The following is a 20619-nucleotide window of genomic DNA, read 5'->3' on the forward strand; positions in this document are numbered from 1 at the left end:
ATGCGCCGTCAATTATGAATTTGTTGAAATCGCTGGCAGCGGTCAGTTCTATGACCCTGTTTTCCCGCGTACTGGGCTTTGCCCGTGATGCCATCGTGGCGCGGGTGTTTGGTGCCGGAATGGCGACCGATGCCTTCTTTGTTGCGTTTAAACTGCCCAATCTGCTGCGCCGTATTTTCGCTGAAGGCGCATTTTCTCAGGCGTTCGTGCCGATTCTGGCTGAATATAAAAGCAAGCAGGGTGAAGAGGCGACGAAACTGTTCCTGGCGTACGTCTCAGGCCTGCTGACGCTGGCACTGGCGCTGGTCACGGTGGCGGGGATGATCGCTGCGCCCTGGGTCATCATGGTCACGGCTCCCGGCTTTGCCGACAGTGCCGATAAGTTTGCCCTGACCAGCTCGCTGCTGCGGGTGACGTTCCCCTACATTATGCTGATTTCGCTGGCCTCGCTGGCGGGGGCGGTGCTGAACACCTGGAACCGCTTCTCGGTGCCGGCGTTTGCGCCAACCCTGCTGAATGTCAGCATGATTGGTTTTGCGCTGTTTGCTGCGCCGCACTTTCATCCACCGGTAATGGCGCTGGCGTGGGCGGTAGTCGCGGGCGGCGTGCTGCAGCTCGGCTATCAGCTTCCTCACCTGAAAAAGCTGGGAATGCTGGTGCTGCCGCGTCTTAATCTGCGCGACGCGGGCGTGTGGCGAGTGATGCGTCAGATGGGACCGGCCATTCTGGGCGTTTCCGTCAGTCAGATCTCGCTGATCATCAACACCATCTTCGCCTCGTTTCTGGTTTCGGGTTCGGTCTCCTGGATGTACTACGCGGATCGCCTGATGGAGTTTCCTTCGGGTGTGCTGGGCGTGGCGCTGGGCACTATTCTGCTGCCGTCGCTGGCTAAAAGTTTTGCCAGCGGCAACCATGATGAATATTCCCGACTGATGGACTGGGGCCTGCGCCTCTGCTTCCTGCTGGCGCTGCCGAGTGCCGTGGCGCTGGGCATGCTCTCCGGTCCGCTGACCGTGGCGCTGTTCCAGTACGGTAAGTTCACCGCCTTTGATGCATTGATGACGCAGCGTGCGCTGATCGCCTACTCCGTGGGACTGATGGGCCTGATTGTGGTTAAGGTGCTGGCGCCGGGCTTCTATTCCCGTCAGGACATCAAAACGCCGGTGAAAATCGCGATTATCACGCTGATCATGACGCAGCTCATGAACCTGGCGTTTATTGGCCCGCTGAAACATGCCGGTCTGTCACTGTCGATTGGTCTGGCGGCCTGTCTGAATGCGTCGCTGCTCTACTGGCAGCTGCGTAAGAAGAATATCTTTATGCCGCAGCCTGGCTGGAGCAGCTTCCTGCTCCGCCTGCTGATCGCTGTGGTGGTGATGGCCGGCGCGCTGTTTGCCATGCTGCAGTGGATGCCGGCCTGGGAACAGGGCTCCATGCTGTGGCGACTGCTGCGTCTGGCGGCGGTTTGTGCTGTCGGCGGCGGCGCTTATTTCCTGGCGCTGGCAGTGCTGGGCTTCCGGCTGCGCGACTATGCACGGCGCACCGCTGTGTAAGACTGAGCGTAAAGCAGACAATAAAAAATCCCGCACCAGGCGTAATGCCAGTCAGTTAAGCGACAGGTGATAACGCAGACTGGGGCCGGGCAGGGGCTGGCGGTCCTCGCGCCGCTGCGCGGTTCCTTCACTTCATTCGCCTGCCTGACGGACCGCCGGGGATGGCACATCCTGTGCCGCCCCGCCTTTCGCCCGCGTCCTGCGGGCTCTCCTGGCAGACTCATTCTGTTCAGCGCTGCGGATTGCCTGCCCCTGCCCGGCCCCTGCCTGCTCTGAAGCTTCTGGTGCGTATTGTTAAAAAGGGCACGAGAGTGAAGGCCTGAGCGCCTCTGCTGCTGAAAGGGCTATCCGCAGCGCTGAGGCGTGACGGCGGGCCAGAAGTCCACGCCGGGAAGCGTGGACAGGTCGGGGCCGGCCAGGGAGGGCCGATCCCCGAACGGTTCGTCGGCACGACGTCAAAGCCGAAGGTACCGCGTGAGCGGCGCGAGGACGGCCCGGCAGCAGCAGAGGTGCGCTGGCCCGCACTGCGGCTCCCTCGCCCATAAAAAAAGCTGCCACGTTTGACCGTGGCAGCCTTTACAAATCTAATCTTAACTGACAAGCATTACGCACCAGGCGGGATTTTTTTCGCTACTTAGCGGCTCAGGCTTTTCGACTTAACGTTGCCTGACCTTTACCCATCCCATCCGGGCCATAAAAGGCCTGGGTCTGATGCGGCTTCAGCACTTCAAGTGCATTTTCGGTGTAGCGAATCTGGTGCTGCAGCAGCATGCCATTATGAACATTGGCGTCCTGCAGACGACGGGTATGCTGCTGAATGCTGTCCCAGCGGCGCGCCATGTCGTTCTGACCACGATAAGGTGCCGATGTCGCCTGACTCTGTTCAGCGGTGCGGCGCATCTCATCCAGATAGTTCAGCGTACTGAGCAGCGCACTTTTATCTTCGGTGATGCGCTGCAACAGGTTGCTGTTAATGCTGCCCGCTGCCAGTTGCTGCTGCTCTTCTTCCAGCACCGCTGAAAGCGACGCCAGCACGTCCTGCATCTTATCTAATGTGGTCTGCAAATTACTCATGGGAATTAATTACCCTCTAAATACGCCTTAGTGTCGGCAATCAGCGCATCGGCGATTTTGCCGGTATCCATCTTCAGTTCGCCATTACGAATGGCGGTTTTCAGTTGTTCAACGCGCTCGACGTTAATATCTTTGCTGCTCGGCTGCATCAGCTGCGACTGCGCGCTGCTCAGGCTGACCTGGGCTGCAGCGGGGGTCGTGGTTGCTACCGGGCTGGCACTCTGACGCACTTTGCTGCTGCCAGACTCACTGCTGTCGCGGCTTTGTACGGTGCTGGCGGGTTTCAAAGGTTGCGTTCTGTCAATGCTCATATTCGGGCTCCTGTACGGTCAGGGGAAGTCTGCCACCTGAATCATAATAGCGTTATCGCTTTGTTGATTCTTCTATCGGCAGCACTGCGGGCTTCTTTAACACTTTACAGCGTTATAAGAATATTCCCATCCTCGCGCACCTTACCGCTGACAATCTGGCCATTTCCCATCCTCACCCGAACCGACTGCGAGCGGGCGGCGTTGTTCAGCGCCTTGCCTTCACCGCTGGCGTCAAAGCCGTCGCCGCTGGCAATCACCATCACATTCTGACCCGCCTTAACACGCCATGGCTGACGCAGCGTGGAGGGATTAATCGGCTGTCCTGGCTGGATATCACGCAGCACTACGGCGTCTGCGACTGCGTCCGCATTCAGCAGGGCGCGGGCAGGCAGGGTATCAAGGCGGCCGGTCTGCAGCGTGAAATCACTTTCGCTGACGCTGCTGCCCTGGCTCAGCAGCCGGGTCGCCACCAGATAAGACCCGGTGACCTGAACCTGTACCTGGATATAACGGCGATTCTCATCGCAGTTTGCTGCCACGCTCATGTTGCCCCATAACCGGCTATTGCCTGGCAGGGTGAACTTAGGCGTCTCACAGGCTGGCCATTGCTCTTTCGGCGTGCGCACCACTACCACCATGCCTTCAGCATGCTGAGCGTCACGCGCTTTAAAAAATTGATTCAGTTGTGCATTGAGATCCCCGGCAGAAGCTGGCAGGGCGAGCACGACCAGCAGGCTGGTCAGCAGAGTCAGATATCGACGCATTGTGCAGTTCCTCACTGATGATGGCGACGAGTGTACCCGTTAAGAAAAATCCTCAATTGTCAAAATAGCGGTCATTTAAGGCGTTATTCAGACGATGACGGCTTGCTTTTTCAAATTAAGCTGCGAGCTCGAAATTCTCATACGCGGAGGAAACATGCTCGACAAACTGGATGCGGCGCTGAAATTTGGAACGGAGGCCCTCAACCTGCGTGCTCAACGTCAGGAGATCCTGGCGTCAAATATTGCCAACGCCGATACCCCTGGTTATCAGGCCCGGGATATCGACTTTGCCAGCGAGCTGAGTCGGGTGATGTCCAATGGTCGTGCGGAAGGCAACAGCATGGCGTTAAAAGTCACGTCAGCTCGCCACATTGAAGCACAGACAAACGGAGCGCCATCGATGGATATGCTTTATCGCATTCCCGATCAGCCTTCTGCCGACGGCAATACCGTAGATATGGACCGTGAGCGTACGCAGTTCGCGGATAACAGCCTGAAATATCAAACCGACCTCACCCTCATCAGTAGCCAGATCAAAGGCATGATGAGCGTGTTACAAGGGCAATAATTATGGCCTTGCTGAATATTTTTGACATTGCCGGCTCAGCGATGACCGCGCAATCACAGCGATTAAACGTCAGTGCCAGTAACCTGGCAAACGCCGACAGCGTCACCGGCCCCGATGGCAAGCCTTACGTGGCAAAGCAGGTGGTCTTCCAGACCGATGCGGCACCGGGTTCTGCGACCGGCGGTGTGAAAGTGGCACGCGTCGTGGACGATCCGACACCTGCGAAGCTGGTCTATGACCCGGGCAACCCGATGGCCGATGCCAAAGGCTACGTGAAGATGCCGAACGTGGATGTGGTTTCTGAAAGCGTCAACACCATGTCGGCGTCACGCAGCTACCAGGCCAACGTTGAGGTGCTCAACACCGTGAAGTCGATGATGATGAAAACCCTGACGATCGGGCAATAACGGAGAAAAATTATGGCTATCGCGGTAGGCGTTAATGAAAAGCTGGACCCCACGGTCCTTAGCTCATCCAGCACCAGTGGCACCGGCAACAACGCGCAGGATCTGCAGAATCAGTTCCTGACCATGCTGGTGACGCAGTTAAAGAACCAGGATCCAACCAATCCAATGGATAACAGCCAGCTCACCACGCAGCTGGCACAGATCAATACCCTGAGCGGCATTGAAAAACTGAATACAACACTGGGATCGATCTCCGGTCAGATCAGCACCAGTCAGTCGCTGCAGAGCTCCACGCTGATTGGGCATGGCGTGATGGTTAATGGCGGACAGATTCTGGTAGGCAACGGCACCACAACGCCATTTGGCGTGGAGCTGGCTTCCGCCTCTACCGGCGCATCCGCCACCATTAAAGATGCCAATGGCACGGTGATCGACACCGTCGATCTGGGCGCGCTGAGCGCTGGCGTCCACACCTTCTCGTGGGATGGCAAGCTGACTGATGGCTCTGTCGCACCGGATGGTAAATACAGCGTTGCGATTGCCGCAAGCAATGGCAACACACAACTGGTGGCACAACCGCTTAACTACGCCTACGTCAATGGGGTGAGTACTGCGAACAACACCACAAAACTGGATCTCGGCACCATGGGCTCCGCCACCCTTGACGACGTACGTCAGATTCTCTGATTAACCTGTAGACAGGAAACAAACACATGTCATTTTCCCAAGCGGTCAGCGGCCTTGGTGCTGCTTCAAGTAACCTTGATGTCATCGGTAACAACATTGCTAACTCCGCGACAGCGGGCTTTAAATCCAGCACCATCGCGTTTGCCGATATGTTTGCCGGTTCTAACGTCGGTCTCGGTACCAAAGTCGCTGCGGTGATCCAGAACTTTAACGATGGCGCGACCACCACCACCAGCCGTGGCCTGGACGTTGCGCTGAGCGGCAACGGTTTCTTCCGTATGACCGACAGCAGCGGCGGCGTCTTCTATTCACGTAACGGCCAGTTAACGCTGGATGCCAACCGTAACCTGGTGAACACCCAGGGTCTGAACGTGACCGGCTATCCGGCCAGCGGTTCACCGGCCACCATCCAGGCGGGTGCGAACCCGGTGGCGCTGACTATTCCTACCACGCAGATGTCAGCCCGCGCGACCACCACCGCCGGTCTGGTTGCCAACCTGAACTCAACGGATACCACGCCAACGGTGACCACTTTCTCGACGGCGAACGCAGACAGCTACAACAAGAAAACCACCGCTACCGTGTTCGATTCGCAGGGTAATGACCATGCGCTCGACATGTATTTCGTGAAAGACACCACCAGCAACAGCTGGACCGTCCACACCATTGATGGCAACACCGGCACCTCAGCGGGTGACTTCAGAATGGCGTTTGACACCAGCGGTAAGCTGACCAGCGTCTCTAAGCTGGATGCCACCGGTGCCGTTGTGAGCACCACCACGGATGGCACCGTCGGCCTGACGCTGAACGTGGGCGGCGCCAATGGCGCGGTCGCCAATCAGCCGATCAACCTGAGCATGCTGGGCAGCCTGCAGCAGAACACCGGTACTACCACCTTTGGCAGCCCGACGCAGGATGGCTATGCGCCAGGCGATCTGACCAGCTACGCGATTAATGATGACGGCACCATTACCGGTACCTATTCAAACCAGAAAACCCAGCTGCTGGGTCAGATTGTGCTGGCAAGCTTCTCTAACCCGGAAGGTCTGCAGTCACAGGGCGACAACGTCTGGTCTGCATCAAGCGCATCCGGCCAGGCAGCTATTGGTCTGGCCAATACCGGCACCTTCGGCTCACTGACGGCGGGCGCACTGGAATCGTCCAACGTCGACATGAGTAAAGAGCTGGTGAACATGATCGTCGCGCAGCGTAACTATCAGGCGAATGCCCAGACCATCAAAACTCAGGACCAGATTCTCAACACGCTGGTTAACTTACGTTAATTCGCTAACAGGATTGCCATATGGATCACGCGATATATACCGCGATGGGCGCGGCCAGCCAGACGCTGGATCAGCAGGCGGTGACCGCCAGCAACCTCGCCAACGCCTCAACACCGGGTTTTCGTGCACAGCTGAATGCGCTGCGCGCGGTGCCGGTGAGTGGCTGGTCGCTGCCGACCCGTACGCTGGTCGCCGCCTCTACACCCGGCGCCGACATGAGTCAGGGCGCGATGGATTACACCGAGCGTCCGCTCGATGTGGCGGTGCAGCAGGATGGCTGGCTGGCGGTGCGTACCGCTGACGGCAGCGAAGCCTATACCCGCAACGGCAATATGCAAATCAGTCCGACCGGTACGCTGACGGTTCAGGGCAATCCTGTGATGGGCGATGGCGGTCCGATTGTGATCCCGCAGGGTACGGAAATCACCATTGCGGCAGACGGCTCCATCACCGGGCTGAACGCCGGTGATTCGCCGAACGCCACGGTTCAGCTGGGCAAGCTGAAGCTGGTCAGAGCAACCGGGCAGGAGCTGCAGCGCAGTGATGACGGCATGTTCCGTCCTACTGCGTCGACGCAGGCGACCCGTGGTGCTGCGCTGCAGGCTGACGCCACCATGCAGGTAATGCCTGGCGTGCTGGAAGGCAGCAACGTTAAACCAGTGGAAACCATGGTTGATATGATCGCCAACGCCCGACGTTTTGAGATGCAGATGAAAGTCATCACCAACGTCGACGAAAATGAACAAAAAGCCAATCAGCTCCTGAACATGAGCTAAGGCGCGAGGATAACAACATGATTCGTTCTTTATGGATCGCTAAGACCGGTCTTGATGCGCAGCAGATGAACATGGACGTCATTGCCAACAACCTGGCAAACGTCAGCACCAACGGCTTTAAACGTTCACGTGCCGTGTTTGAAGATCTGATGTACCAGACTATGCGCCAGCCGGGCACGCAGTCGTCAGAACAGACAACGCTGCCATCGGGCCTGCAGATCGGTACCGGTGTGCGTCCGGTGACCACTGAGCGTCTGCACACCCAGGGCAACCTGTCGCAGACCAGTAACTCAAAAGATATCGCTATTAACGGTCAGGGTTATTTTCAGATTCAGATGCCGGACGGCACCTCTGCCTATACCCGTGATGGCGCGTTTCAGGTTGATCAAAACGGCCAGCTGGTGACCAACTCCGGTTTCCCGGTGCAGCCAGGCATTACCATTCCGGCCAACGCCACCAGCATTACGGTGTCGCGTGACGGTGTGGTCAGCGTGACGCAGCAGGGGCAGGCTCAGGCCGCGCAGGTCGGTCAGTTAACGCTGAGCACCTTTATGAACGACGCCGGTCTCGATAGCGTGGGTGAAAACCTCTACAAGGAAACCCAGGCCTCGGGCGCACCGACGGACAGCACGCCAGGCCAGAACGGCGCGGGTCTGCTCTATCAGGGCTATACCGAAACCTCGAACGTTAACGTGGCGGAAGAGCTGGTTACCATGATTCAGACGCAGCGCGCTTACGAAATCAACAGCAAGGCGATCAGCACCTCTGATCAAATGCTGGCGAAATTAACCCAGCTTTAATCCCGAACAGGGCCAGCCCGTGCTGGCCTGAGATACAGACATTAATAAGGTCGTGACACCGTGGCGAAGCAACAGATTCTCAAGCCTGGACATTGGTTAGTCGCCTCGTTGCTGCTAACTCTTAACGGATGTGCCCTGGTCCCGCGTACTCCGCTGGTCGAAGGCGCAACCACGGCGCAGCCGATGCCGTCCGCGCCACCGGTGGTAAACGGCTCTATATTTCAGGGCGTCGCGCCACTTAACTACGGCTATCAGCCGCTGTTTGAAGATCGCCGTCCACGCAACATCGGCGATACCCTGACCATTACGCTGCAGGAAAACGTCAGCGCCAGCAAAAGCTCCTCAGCCAGTGCCAGCCGCGACGGCAGCAACAGCTTTGGCGTAAGCGGTGTGCCGACGGGTCTGGCAGGCCTGGTGGGTGCAGGTGGCGAAAAAGCCAATCTCAGCGCCGAAGGCAAAAACGACTTCGCAGGTAAAGGCGGCGCATCTGCCAATAACACCTTTACCGGCACCATTACCGTCACCGTGGATCAGGTGTTGTCAAACGGCAACCTGCACGTGGTCGGTGAAAAACAGATCGCCATTAATCAGGGCACGGAGTTCATTCGCTTCTCGGGCGTGGTCAACCCACGCACCATCAGCGCCAGTAACGCCGTGTTATCTACCGCTGTCGCCGATGCACGTATTGAGTACGTCGGAAATGGTTACATCAATGAGGCGCAGACCATGGGCTGGTTCCAGCGTTTCTTCCTGAACATCTCGCCGATGTAAGAGGTTTCAATGAAAAAGTTAACGCTGTTACGCGCCGGGCTGGCGCTGCTGCTGGGCGTCAGCCTGCTGGCCAAAGCCGATTTGATTCGCGATTTAACCACGGTACAGGGCGTACGTGATAACCAGTTGCTGGGCTACGGCCTGGTGGTGGGTCTGGATGGCACCGGTGACCAGACCACGCAGACGCCATTTACTACCCAGACAGTCAGCAACATGCTGTCACAGCTTGGTATCACCGTGCCTGCGGGCACCAACATGCAGCTGAAAAACGTCGCAGCCGTCATGGTGACGGCTAAGCTGCCGTCGTTTGCCCGTCAGGGACAGAACCTGGATGTGGTGGTCTCATCGCTGGGTAACGCCAAAAGCCTGCGCGGCGGCACGCTGTTAATGACGCCGATGAAAGGGGTTGATAACCAGGTCTATGCGCTGGCTCAGGGCAACATCCTGGTCGGTGGTGCAGGTGCCTCTGCGGGCGGCAGCAGTGTTCAGGTCAACCAGCTGAACGGTGGTCGTATCACCGGCGGTGCAACGGTTGAACGTGAACTGCAGAGCAACTTTGGCTCGCAGAACACCCTTAACCTGCAGCTTAATAATGAAGATTTCTCGATGGCGCAGCGTATTGCTGATGCGATCAACGCCCGTGGCGGTTATGGCGCAGCGCAGCCGCTGGATGCCCGTACCGTGCAGATCCGCGTATCACCCAATAATGGTGCGCAGGTGCGTCTGCTGGCTGAGATCCAGAACATTGATGTCTCGATTCCGGTTGAAGATGCCAAAGTGATCATCAACTCCCGTACCGGCTCGGTAGTCATGAACCGCGAAGTCACACTGAATCAGTGTGCGGTAGCGCAGGGCAACCTGTCAGTGACGGTTAACCAGCAGCAGAACGTCAGTCAGCCTGATACACCGCTGGCCGGTGGTCAGACCGTGGCGACGACGCAGACCCAGATCGATCTGCGCCAGACCGGCGGTGCGCTGCAGCGCGTCAATGCCAGCGCTAACCTGAACAATGTAGTGCGTGCGCTGAATGCGCTGGGTGCATCACCTATCGAACTGATGTCGATTCTGCAGTCGATGCAGAGTGCCGGCTGTCTGCGTGCCAAACTGGAAATTATCTGATGGCTGATATGCAATCTGTTACGAGTCCGGCTTTCGACAGCCGCTCCCTGAATGATCTTAAACGCCAGGCGAGCAACGATCCGAAAGGACATGCGTTGCAGGTTGCACGTCAGGTTGAAGGGATGTTTGTACAGATGATGCTGAAGAGTATGCGCGATGCGTTGCCGCAGGACGGCATTATGGGCAACGAGCAGACCAAACTCTTTACCTCTATGTATGACCAGCAGATTGCACAGGAGATGGGCAAACGTGGCCTCGGCCTGGCGGAAACCATCGTCAAACAGATGCAGCCCGCCACCGCGCCGGATGAAAAAGCCGGTACGGTGCCGATGAAGCTGGATAACAGCTTTATTCTCAGCACCAGCGGGGCTACACCACTGCCCGCCCAGCAGCTGGAGCAGATGGTGCGTAAAGCGATGCCACGTCTGCCGCCGGTTGCGTCTCCGACGGGGCTGCCGAGCGACAGCCGTGAGTTTATCGCTCAGCTGACGCAGCCAGCGCAGGCGGCCAGTCAGCAGAGTGGTATTCCGCATCACCTGATTCTGGCGCAGGCTGCGCTGGAATCAGGCTGGGGCCAGCGACAGATCCTGACCCGCGACGGCAAGCCGAGCTATAACGTGTTCGGGATTAAAGCCAGCGGTGACTGGAAAGGTGAGACCACCGATATCATGACCACCGAATATGAGCAGGGCGCAGCGAAGAAAGTCCGTGCCAGCTTCAGGGTGTACAACTCCTATTTCGAGGCGCTGACCGATTACGTCAAACTGCTGACCAAAAACCCTCGCTATGCGGCGGTGACCAACGCCCCAAGCGCAGAGCAGGGCGCGCAGGCATTACAGGCGGCAGGCTATGCCACCGACCCGAAATATGCGCAAAAGCTGGTGGGAATGATTCAGCAATTCAAAAGCATGGGCGACAAAGTCGTTAAAGCGTACAGCCAGGATATTGGCGACCTGTTCTGATTATTTCGCCTCAAGTTTCACTTAAGCAAGCCGATAACATCCCTATAGCCAGAAGCGCTTTTGCCTGCTGGCGCCCACTTTGATGTCTGCCAGCCCGGTTGACGGGGAACGTAAGGAACCGAGATGTCCAGCATAATTAACTCCGCGATGAGCGGATTGAGTGCCGCGCAGGCCGCTCTGAGCACCACCAGTAACAACATTTCCAATTACACCGTGGCGGGCTATTCACGTCAGACCACGGTACTGGCGCAGGCAAACAGTACCCTGCAGGGCAATAGCTATTATGGTAACGGCGTGAATATCACCGGTGTACAACGTGAATATGATTCATTCATTGCCACACAGCTGCGGGGTGCCAGCGCGAGCTACAGTGCAGTTGATACTCAGCATACGCAGATTTCTAACATTGACGATCTGCTGTCGACCGCGACGACCAGCCTGTCGACCTCGCTGCAGGGCTTCTTTACCAACCTGCAGAACGTCGTCAGCAACGCCAACGATCCGTCAGCGCGTCAGTCGATGCTCAGCAATGCGCAGGGTCTGGTGAACCAGTTCCAGACCTCAGCGCAATACCTGAACAATATGCAGAACAGCGTCAATTCTGATGTTAGTTCCAGTGTTAAACAGGTCAACACGATCACCAGCCAGATTGCTGATCTTAACCAGCAGATTGGCAAGCTGACTAATGGCAACGGTGCTGCGCCTAACGATCTGCTTGATAAGCGTGATCAACTGGTCAATGACCTGAATAAAGTCGTTGGCGTGACGGTATCGCAGCAGGATGGCAATTACACCGTATCGATGGCCAACGGCCTGACGCTGGTGAACGGCAACAAATCTCACGATCTGGTGGCGATGAACTCCAGCAGCGATCCGACGCGCACCACCATCGGCTATGTCGATAAGCAGGCGGGCAACGTCGAGATCCCGGAAAAGCTAATCACCACCGGCTCGCTCGGCGGTCTGCTGGCGTTCCGTACTCAGGATCTGGATCTGGCACAGAATCAGCTGGGTCAGTTAGCGGCGGCGTTTACCACCAGCTTTAACGATGTCCATAAGCAGGGCTTTGACAGCAATGGCGACCAGGGCGTCGATTTCTTTAATATCGGCAGTCCAACTGTGGTGAGTAACAGTAAAAACAGCACCGCCGCCTCCGTGACCGCAGAATGGACTGACACCAGCGCGCTGAAAGCCACTAACTACAACGTCAGCTTTGATGGCAGTAACTGGACCGCCACGCGAGCCTCTGACAGCACGGCTGTGACCATCACGCAGGGTACTGATGCCAGTGGCAATACCACGCTGAGCTTTGATGGCCTGCAACTGACTGTGGGTGCCTCACCTGCACCTGCCGCCAAAGACAGCTTCCTGGTGAAGCCGGTCCAGAATGTGATTAACGACATGTCCGTGGCGATCACCAGTGAATCTCAGGTGGCTGCTGCGAGCGCGGTTGGCGGTGAAAGTGATAACCGCAATGCGCAGAAACTGCTGAATCTGCAGGATGTAAAGCTGGTCGGCGGTAATGCCACGCTTTCGCAGGCCTATGCGGCTATCGTCAGCACCGTGGGTAACAAAACCAGCTCGCTGGAAACGACCAGTACGACTCAGAAAAGTGTGGTCAGTCAGCTGACCGAACGCCAGCAGTCGGTCTCTGGCGTCAACCTTGATGAGGAGTACGCCAATCTGACCAGGTATCAGCAATATTACATGGCCAATGCGCAGGTGCTTCAGACTGCCAGCACCGTGTTTAACGCATTGATCAATATTCGCTAAGGGCAGGAGATAACATGCGAATCAGTACAAATATGATTTTTGAACAGCAGGTGCGCGGCATTACTGACTCGCAAGCCTCCTGGCTGAAAGTGGGTGAGCAGCTTTCCAGCGGTCGCCGTGTAACGAATCCCTCGGATGACCCGATTGCCGCGTCACGTGCTGTGGTGCTGACTCAGACTCAGCAGCAGGGTGAACAGTATGCGCTGGCGCGCACCTTCGCTGAACAGGGCCTGTCACTGGAAGACAATACGCTGAAAGGCGTAACCAATGGCATCATTGCGGCGCAGGGGCTGATCGTCAATGGTTCAACCGGTACGCTGAGCGACGACGATCGTGGTTCGATTGCTACCCAGCTGGAGGGTGTTCGCGCCCAGTTGCTGAACCTGGCCAACAGCAAAGATGCCAATGGCCGCTACATTTTTGCTGGCTATAAAACCGACAGCGCGCCTTTTGTTGATACGGCGGGCACAGGTGTCAGTTATGCAGGCGGCACCGATGCGATCACCCAGAAGGTTGATACCAGTCGTACGATGACCGTGGCGCATACCGGTGACAGCATCTTCATGTCAATCACCGGCAATGCCACCAAAGAGCCGGATGGCAGCGCCAGCGAAACCAATCTGTTTAAGATGCTGGATAGCGCCATTGCAGCACTGAAAGTCCCGCAGGATGATGCGGATGCCGCGACTAAGCAGACATTCCAGGATGCAATGGATAAAACCAACCGCGGACTGGGCAACGCGCTGAATAATGTCTCAACCGTGGTTTCTGAGATTGGTACTCAGCTTGGTGAAATTGATACGCTGAATGCGCAGGGCGATGATCGTAAAGTGATTTACAGCTCGCAGATGAGTGACCTGGTTAACGTGGATTTAACGGAAGCGGCTTCCAGCTACACCATGCAGCAGACAGCACTTCAGGCCTCTTATAAGACCTTCACTGATATGTCGAAGATGTCTCTGTTCCAGATGAATTCGTAGTCTGACCTGAAATTTTGAGCGTACTTTAACCGGATGCGCTTACTTTTTCCCACTCTCCTGCTAAAGGAGAGTGGGATTTTTTTGCCTGTGATTCAGCTGGTGGCAGGGCGATTTGTCATAAAGTCTGCACGCATGGCTTTCCTGCTTCCTCATTTCACACTATCCCGCACCCATGCATGCCTGATATTTTCCCGCACTTTGTTACGCCAGGGTAACTGACGCCGTCTTTCCTGATGGCTGACAACGTAAACGGGGCACTATTAATTCTTTTCAGCCTGGGGCTGAATCGATGCCATAAAAAAACCCCGGCTTTCAGGCCGGGGTTCAGTTCACAACAGCTTATGCGTTACGGCTTTGTCGCCGGGGCAGTGGCCTGATGGGTGGCGCTATGACCACCCGCAGAACCGCGACCGTCGAACTCATACGGCGCACGGACCCAGTCACTGTGCGGAGCGGGTTCTGACTGCCAGACCGGCGCAGGCGCTTTGGTCATCGGCGCAGAGGCATAGTGCTTCCAGCGCGTACCGTCATTCGGCACCGCTTCAGCAGCCGGCGCTGATGAGACAGGTTCAGCTGCCGTTACCGGTGCTTCAGGCGCGACATCACGCGCGGCAACCGGCGCATGAGGTTCACTGACTGGCGCGATTTCAGCGTTAGCAGCAACCGGCGCGTTCAGCACTTCTTCCACCTCTGCTGCGATCGCTTCGCTGACATCAGTAGCTGACTGCTCAGCAACGTCGGCAGGCTGTGCAACTTCGACAGGCTGTGAAACCTCAGCAGCTGGCGTTACCACCGCTGTTTCGGTGACCGGCTCAGCGGGCTGTGACACGGGCGTTTCAGCGACGGGCTCAGCAGGCACAGCTTCAGCCGCTACAGCTTCCGCTTTGGCCTCATCAGCAGCCGGAACAACAGAAGGCTGCTCGTCAACCGGGGCGTCGATAGCACGGGTATCGTCAGTGTTGACGATCGACACTGGCGTTTCTGCCTGCGGCTCGGCCTGTTGCACTGGCGCGTCCTGAGTAACCGATTCAACGGCGACAGCAACCGGCAGCGCAGGGGTCGCGTCTGCGGTCTCTTCGCTGTTATAAGCTGGCGTCTCATGCGTTACATTCTGAACCTGCTCTTCGCTGGACTGGCTCACCGGATAGCGAATCCAGACTTTGCCGGATGCCATTTCAGGTGAAGCGGCAGCAGCGGCCAGAGGCATAGCGGACTGCGTCGGGTAACGCTCATCACGGTAACGACGACGACGCTGTCCGCTGACGCGCAGATGACGTGGCGAACGACGTGAACGACGCGGCATATTGGCGTTATCACGGCTGTCGTTGTCATCCTGCTCGTCATTCTGAGAAGCCTGGAACTCAGGCTGTGTCTGAGCAACGTCAGCAGGCTGTGACTGACGCACTTCAGCAGGCTGGGCGATGTCGCTGGCTTCGGCTGGCAGAGGCTGACGGTTATCATCCACACGCACCTTCTGGTTCAGCTGACGCGGCTTACGACGCGGCATAACCTGAACGCGTTCATCATCCTGCGCCTCAGTGACGTCCAGGGCTTCAGCAACGACGGCTGGCTGCTCAGCGGCTTTGGCCGCTTCTTCACCGGCACGTTTCTCTTCCTGACGACGACGCTGACGTTCAGCACGCTGTTCACGACGCTGTTGCTGCTGCTCATCACGCTGCTGACGCGCTTCTTCGCTCAGTGCCGGACGCTCTTCGCGCACTTCACCCGTCTGAGACTGACGCTTGTTGCGACGGTTGTCGTTGCCATCGCGCGGCTCGCGGCTTTCACGTGGCTCACGACTTTCGCGCGGTTCACGGCTTTCACGCGGCTCGCGACTTTCGCGTGGTTCACGGCCTTCACGGGACTGTGCATTGTCACCGTTACGCGGCGTACGTTCACGGCGATTGTTGTTACGACGGTTGTTATTGTTGCTGCGGCGCTCGCCACGGCCACTGTTGCTTTCCTGCTCTTCAGTCGCTTTCTGCGGTTCAGCAACCTCAGTGGCCACTGGTGCAGCAGCAGGCGCTTCTTCGCCAGCGAACATTTTTTTCAGGCCGCCAAGCAGACGCCCGAAGAAACCGGTGCTGACGGTCGCTGGTGCAGCAACAGCCGGGGCTGATTTTGCTGCTGGCTGAGCTTCAGTGCGCTTCACTTCAGGCTCAACTTCTACCGGCGCAGGAGGCGCGTCAGGCATCACAAAGGCGGCCAGAGCAGGCTGCTCAGGACGACGGCGCTCAGCATGTTCCTCTTCCGATGGCATAGCCATTTCGGCTTCATGCAGCTTCGGCAGATGGTAGCTCAGGGTCTGGGTCTCTTCGCCTTTGCGCACGCGCAGCACGGAGTAGTGCGGGGTCTGCATCTTGTCATCAGGAACGATGATTGCCCGCACGCCACCCTGGCGTTTTTCGATGGCGTTTACCGCTTCACGTTTTTCATTCAGCAGGTAAGAAGCAACCTGAACCGGAACAATAGCGTGAACTTCTTTGGTGTTGTCTTTCAGCGCTTCTTCTTCAATCAGACGCAGAATGGACAGCGCCAGTGACTCGTTATCACGGATGGTGCCGGTGCCGCTACAGCGTGGGCAGACGTGATGACTGGATTCACCTAATGACGGGCTCAGACGCTGACGGGACATCTCCAGCAGGCCGAAACGTGAAATGTGGCTGATCTGAATGCGGGCGCGGTCCTGACGGACAGCTTCACGCAGACGGTTCTCAACGGCGCGCTGATGGCGTACTGGCGTCATATCGATGTAATCGATAACGATCAGACCGCCCAGGTCACGCAGGCGCAGCTGACGGGCAATCTCATCGGCCGCTTCAAGGTTGGTGTTGAAGGCCGTCTCTTCGATGTCACCGCCACGCGTAGCGCGTGCTGAGTTGATATCGATAGCGGTCAGCGCTTCGGTACTGTCGATCACAATCGAACCACCGGAAGGCAGGCGGACTTCACGCTGGAAGGCGGATTCGATTTGCGATTCGATCTGATAGTGGCTGAACAGCGGGATTTCACCGGTGTAGAGCTTAATTTTGCTGCTGAAGTCCGGACGACCCAGCGCCGCGATATGCTGACGCGCGAGTTCCAGCACTTTCGGGTTATCGATAAGGATTTCACCGATGTCCTGACGCAGATAGTCGCGGAAGGCACGCACAATCACGTTGCTCTCCTGATGGATCAGGAACGGAGCAGGGCGGTTTTCAGCGGCTTTCTTAATCGCTTCCCAGTGTTTGAGACGGAAGCTTAAGTCCCACTGCAGCGACTCGGCAGATTTACCAACGCCGGCAGTGCGCACAATCAGACCCATGCCTTCCGGCAGATCCAGCGCTGACAGGGCTTCTTTCAGTTCGGTACGATCGTCACCTTCGATGCGGCGAGAGATACCGCCTGCACGTGGGTTATTCGGCATCAGTACCAGGTAGCTGCCCGCCAGAGAGATAAAGGTTGTCAGCGCAGCGCCTTTGTTGCCGCGTTCTTCTTTATCGATCTGAACAATGACTTCCTGGCCTTCACGCAGCACGTCTTTAATATTCGGACGGCCATGTGCGTTGTAGCTGGAGGGGAAATATTCGCGGGAAATTTCTTTTAACGGGAGGAAACCGTGACGCTCTGCGCCATAATCGACAAACGCAGCTTCAAGGCTGGGTTCAATGCGAGTGATTTTACCTTTGTAGATGTTGGCTTTTTTCTGTTCGTGTCCAGGACTTTCGATATCCAGATCGTACAGACGCTGACCGTCAACCAGGGCAACGCGCAACTCCTCCTGCTGAGTTGCGTTTATTAACATTCTTTTCATCGTGACTTACTCGTTATTCTTTCATGAGTGATTACAGCTGCGGGCATAGTTACCCTGGACGAGTATCAACCGATGGCCCCGTGACTTAGTGCAATGTCGTCAACCTCACGGCTGTCGACCGCGCGAGGGGCGCAAATAACGTCGGTGGCCTGTTTTTCATAAGGGAAAACAGCACCAGATAGTGGAAATGCCTGAGAGAATAATGAAAACCCGTGCATCCCATACTGTTGTCCAGGCCGCAACCCGCAGCCCGCTAAGTGCCTGATTTCGCATTACGTCTTACGCCATTGCTGCGTGTCTGCTCAATCCGGCAAAATGACAATTTCGCTCGGTTTCTGCTCTGAAATGCTTCAGTTAAGAAACTCAGGCATTATTCCATTGCTAACCTTCATATAGCAAGGCGACTTTAGCCAGCTTGTGAAGTTTCTTTACATTTAACTTGCTAATGTGTCGGACAAAGCAGCGGTTTGCTGAAAAAGCCAGCAGAGAAGCGACCTGCCATCACATCAACCCCAGAGTTAAGCACAGAAAAAGGGGTGGCGCTATCAGGGGACACTATTTAGAATCGCCGCCATGAAAACAGAGAATCCCGGCGTACATTTTGTCGCCATCACGGCTGAAAATGCCGGACAACGTATTGATAACTTTTTGCGCACCCAGCTCAAGGGTGTGCCAAAGAGCATGATTTATCGCATCGTACGCAAGGGCGAGGTGCGGGTGAATAAAAAGCGCGTCAAGCCAGAGTACAAACTGGAGGAGGGGGATGAGGTTCGCATTCCACCGGTCCGGGTCGCGGAACGCGATGAAGACGCTGTATCACCTAAGCTGGCGAAGGTCGCTTCGCTGGCGGACGCTATCCTCTTTGAGGATGAGTCGCTGCTGGTGATGAACAAGCCGTCCGGCACGGCCGTGCATGGCGGCAGCGGGCTCAGTTTCGGGGTGATTGAAGGGCTACGTGCGCTGCGCCCGGAAGCGCGCTTCCTGGAACTGGTACATCGCCTGGATCGTGATACATCCGGCATTCTACTGGTCGCAAAAAAGCGTTCAGCGCTGCGTTCCCTGCATGAGCAACTGCGTGAAAAGGGGATGCAGAAAGATTATCTGGCCCTGGTACGCGGCAACTGGCCCTCGCATCTTAAGGTCGTTCAGGCTCCCCTGCTGAAAAATATTCTCCAGAGCGGTGAGCGTGTCGTACGCGTCAGCAGCGAAGGTAAAGCCTCTGAAACCCGCTTTAAAGTGGAAGAGCGGTTTGAGTTTGCCACACTGGTGAAAGCCAGTCCGGTCACCGGACGCACCCACCAGATTCGTGTACATACGCTGCATGCTGGCCATCCGATTGCCTTCGACGATCGCTATGGCGAACGTGACTTTGACAGTCAGCTGGCATCAACCGGTCTGAAACGCCTGTTCCTGCACGCGGCGGCACTGACCTTTACCCATCCCGGCACTGGCGAAGTCATGCGTGTCGAAGCGCCGCTGGATGAGGGCCTGAAGCAGTGCCTGAATAAGCTGCGTCAGCTGAAAGCATAACGGTTCCCCGGCATCACTCCGTTAAAGGATTGATGCCGGCCTGCTGCAACATCCCGTTGAGCGCAATCAGCGGCAGCCCGACCAGCGTATTAGGATCGCGCCCCTCCAGCCGGTCAAACAGACAAATTCCCAGACCTTCACTTTTAAAACTGCCTGCACACTGTAGCGGCTGCTCCTTTTCCACATATCCGGCGATTTCAGCGTCGGTCAAGGTGCGGAAATGCACCACGAAGGGTTCGCAACACTGCAGCAGCCTGCCACTGGCCGGATGAAACAGCGCCAGTCCGGTGTAAAAGGTAATCGCCTGACCGCTGGCGGCACGCAGTTGCGCCCGCGCATTCTCAGCCGTATGAGGTTTACCGGCGATCGCGCCATCCAGCACGCAGACCTGATCTGAGCCGATTATCCAGTGGCGAGGATAGGTTCCAGCCAGCGCCTGCGCTTTCGCCACGGCAAGACGAATTACCAGCGCTTCGGCATTTTCACCGGGCTGCGGTGACTCATCTACCTCAGGCGCAGCGGTAATAAAAGGCAGGCCCAGCTTGCGCAGTAATGTCTGCCGGAAGGGCGAGGTTGAAGCTAAAAGAATTGATGGCGTCATTTTTTTTCAATAGTGATAGCGAATTGGTGGCAGTCATTTTAAACTGTGCGCCGCACTGGATGCGAATAGTGGTTGAAAGATGCTGTTTAACGGCCTTTTTCTTTGACTCTATGACATTACAAAGTTAATATGCGCGCCCTATGCAAAAGGTAAAATTACCCCTAACGCTGGACCCTGTCCGCACCGCTCAGAAGCGCCTTGATTATCAGGGTGTCTACACATCTGTTCAGGTGGAGCGTGTGGCCGAGTCGGTCGTTAGTGTGGACAGTGATGTGGATTGTTCCATGTCGTTTGCGGTTGATAACCAACGTCTGGCGGTACTGACGGGTACTGCTGAAGTACAGGTGACGTTACGTTGTCAGCGCTGCAACCAGACCTTTCCCCATCACGTAAAAGTGAGTTATTGCTTCAGCCCTGTCTCTTCTGAAGAGCAGGCCGAAGCATTACCGGAAGCGTACGAGCCGGTCGATGTCAACGAGTTTGGTGAAATCGATCTGCTGGCGGTTGTTGAGGATGAACTGATTCTCGCGCTGCCGGTCGTTCCGGTGCACGATTCTGAACACTGTGAAGTGTCCGAGGCGGACATGGTCTTTGGCAAACTGCCTGCAGAGGCGGAGAAACCAAATCCATTTGCCGTATTAGCCAGTTTAAAGCGTAAGTAATAGGAGTAAGGTCCATGGCCGTACAACAGAATAAACCCACCCGTTCTAAGCGTGGTATGCGTCGTTCACACGATGCGCTGACCACTGCTGCTCTGTCAGTAGATAAAGTTTCTGGCGAAACTCATCTGCGTCACCACATCACTGCGGACGGTTACTACCGCGGTCGCAAGGTTATCGTTAAGTAAGTTTCTTGCTTAGCAAGGCG

At 56.6% G+C, this 20619-nt stretch carries 20 protein-coding genes; 15 read left to right on the forward strand and 5 right to left on the reverse strand.

Annotated elements, in window-relative coordinates; genetic code table 11:
- The first annotated feature begins 14 nt into the window (after positions 1-14).
- Positions 15-1553 carry a murein biosynthesis integral membrane protein MurJ gene (gene murJ, locus AC6I8C_RS07115; protein ID WP_497822016.1) on the forward strand — a complete coding sequence of 513 codons (1539 nt, stop codon included), beginning with the start codon at positions 15-17 and terminating at the stop codon, positions 1551-1553.
- 642 nt (positions 1554-2195) lie between these two features.
- On the opposite strand, the gene flgN is transcribed toward murJ, so the two are convergent.
- From flgN to flgA, 3 genes are all read right to left on the reverse strand, one after another.
- Positions 2196-2627, reverse strand: a complete 432-nt coding sequence (flgN, locus tag AC6I8C_RS07120; RefSeq protein ID WP_033732237.1) for a flagellar export chaperone FlgN — start codon at positions 2625-2627, stop codon at positions 2196-2198.
- A 5-nt stretch (positions 2628-2632) separates the two neighbouring features.
- Complete coding sequence (gene flgM / locus AC6I8C_RS07125; RefSeq protein ID WP_497822017.1) at positions 2633-2938, reverse strand: flagellar biosynthesis anti-sigma factor FlgM; 306 nt, start codon at positions 2936-2938, stop codon at positions 2633-2635.
- Positions 2939-3042: 104 nt separating this feature from the next.
- On the reverse strand, positions 3043-3702 hold the full coding sequence (gene flgA, locus AC6I8C_RS07130; protein WP_497822018.1) for a flagellar basal body P-ring formation chaperone FlgA: 660 nt from the start codon (positions 3700-3702) through the stop codon (positions 3043-3045).
- A gap of 154 nt (positions 3703-3856) precedes the next feature.
- Between flgA and flgB the strand changes: the two genes are divergently transcribed.
- The 11 genes from flgB (at position 3857) to flgL (ending at position 13828) form a co-directional block, all read left to right on the forward strand.
- Positions 3857-4270, forward strand: coding sequence for a flagellar basal body rod protein FlgB (gene flgB / locus AC6I8C_RS07135; protein ID WP_497822019.1), 414 nt, complete (start codon positions 3857-3859; stop codon positions 4268-4270).
- Positions 4271-4272: 2 nt separating this feature from the next.
- Positions 4273-4677: a flagellar basal body rod protein FlgC gene (gene flgC / locus AC6I8C_RS07140; RefSeq protein ID WP_013357440.1), complete on the forward strand. Its 405-nt coding sequence runs from the start codon at positions 4273-4275 to the stop codon at positions 4675-4677.
- 12 nt (positions 4678-4689) lie between these two features.
- Entirely contained in the window at positions 4690-5364 is a 675-nt protein-coding gene (flgD, locus tag AC6I8C_RS07145; protein ID WP_013357441.1) for a flagellar hook assembly protein FlgD, read from the forward strand.
- A gap of 26 nt (positions 5365-5390) precedes the next feature.
- Positions 5391-6647: a flagellar hook protein FlgE gene (gene flgE / locus AC6I8C_RS07150; protein ID WP_260057885.1), complete on the forward strand. Its 1257-nt coding sequence runs from the start codon at positions 5391-5393 to the stop codon at positions 6645-6647.
- A gap of 20 nt (positions 6648-6667) precedes the next feature.
- A complete protein-coding gene (locus tag AC6I8C_RS07155) occupies positions 6668-7423 on the forward strand; it encodes a flagellar basal body rod protein FlgF (RefSeq protein ID WP_013357443.1) in 756 nt (251 codons plus the stop codon).
- 17 nt (positions 7424-7440) lie between these two features.
- Complete coding sequence (gene flgG, locus AC6I8C_RS07160) at positions 7441-8223, forward strand: flagellar basal-body rod protein FlgG (RefSeq protein ID WP_003849881.1); 783 nt, start codon at positions 7441-7443, stop codon at positions 8221-8223.
- 60 nt (positions 8224-8283) lie between these two features.
- Complete coding sequence (locus tag AC6I8C_RS07165) at positions 8284-8994, forward strand: flagellar basal body L-ring protein FlgH (RefSeq protein WP_033732242.1); 711 nt, start codon at positions 8284-8286, stop codon at positions 8992-8994.
- Positions 8995-9003: 9 nt separating this feature from the next.
- A complete protein-coding gene (locus AC6I8C_RS07170; protein WP_161733791.1) occupies positions 9004-10113 on the forward strand; it encodes a flagellar basal body P-ring protein FlgI in 1110 nt (369 codons plus the stop codon).
- Positions 10113-11075 (forward strand): flagellar assembly peptidoglycan hydrolase FlgJ, encoded by a 963-nt coding sequence (gene flgJ, locus AC6I8C_RS07175; protein ID WP_497822020.1) that lies wholly within the window; start codon positions 10113-10115, stop codon positions 11073-11075. Before AC6I8C_RS07170 ends, flgJ begins: the two co-directional genes overlap by 1 nt.
- Before the next feature lie 123 nt (positions 11076-11198).
- A complete protein-coding gene (flgK, locus tag AC6I8C_RS07180; protein ID WP_497822021.1) occupies positions 11199-12848 on the forward strand; it encodes a flagellar hook-associated protein FlgK in 1650 nt (549 codons plus the stop codon).
- Positions 12849-12862: 14 nt separating this feature from the next.
- Positions 12863-13828 (forward strand): flagellar hook-associated protein FlgL, encoded by a 966-nt coding sequence (flgL, locus tag AC6I8C_RS07185; protein WP_033732246.1) that lies wholly within the window; start codon positions 12863-12865, stop codon positions 13826-13828.
- Between the two features lie 346 nt (positions 13829-14174).
- On the opposite strand, the gene rne is transcribed toward flgL, so the two are convergent.
- On the reverse strand, positions 14175-17621 hold the full coding sequence (gene rne / locus AC6I8C_RS07190) for a ribonuclease E (protein ID WP_497822022.1): 3447 nt from the start codon (positions 17619-17621) through the stop codon (positions 14175-14177).
- 573 nt (positions 17622-18194) lie between these two features.
- Between rne and rluC the strand changes: the two genes are divergently transcribed.
- On the forward strand, positions 18195-19151 hold the full coding sequence (rluC, locus tag AC6I8C_RS07195) for a 23S rRNA pseudouridine(955/2504/2580) synthase RluC (RefSeq protein ID WP_033732248.1): 957 nt from the start codon (positions 18195-18197) through the stop codon (positions 19149-19151).
- 13 nt (positions 19152-19164) lie between these two features.
- On the opposite strand, the gene AC6I8C_RS07200 is transcribed toward rluC, so the two are convergent.
- Positions 19165-19752: a Maf family protein gene (locus AC6I8C_RS07200; protein WP_497822023.1), complete on the reverse strand. Its 588-nt coding sequence runs from the start codon at positions 19750-19752 to the stop codon at positions 19165-19167.
- 140 nt (positions 19753-19892) lie between these two features.
- On the opposite strand from AC6I8C_RS07200, the gene yceD reads away from it, so the two are divergent.
- Together yceD and rpmF are read left to right on the forward strand one after the other, a co-directional pair.
- Entirely contained in the window at positions 19893-20414 is a 522-nt protein-coding gene (yceD, locus tag AC6I8C_RS07205; protein WP_497822024.1) for a 23S rRNA accumulation protein YceD, read from the forward strand.
- 14 nt (positions 20415-20428) lie between these two features.
- The gene (gene rpmF / locus AC6I8C_RS07210; RefSeq protein ID WP_003849870.1) at positions 20429-20599 is read left to right on the forward strand and encodes a 50S ribosomal protein L32; all 171 of its coding nucleotides are present in this window, start codon (positions 20429-20431) and stop codon (positions 20597-20599) included.
- Positions 20600-20619: the final 20 nt, after the last annotated feature.

The sequence above is a fragment of the Pantoea sp. X-Soil-YNGN-844 genome, from assembly GCF_059730595.1.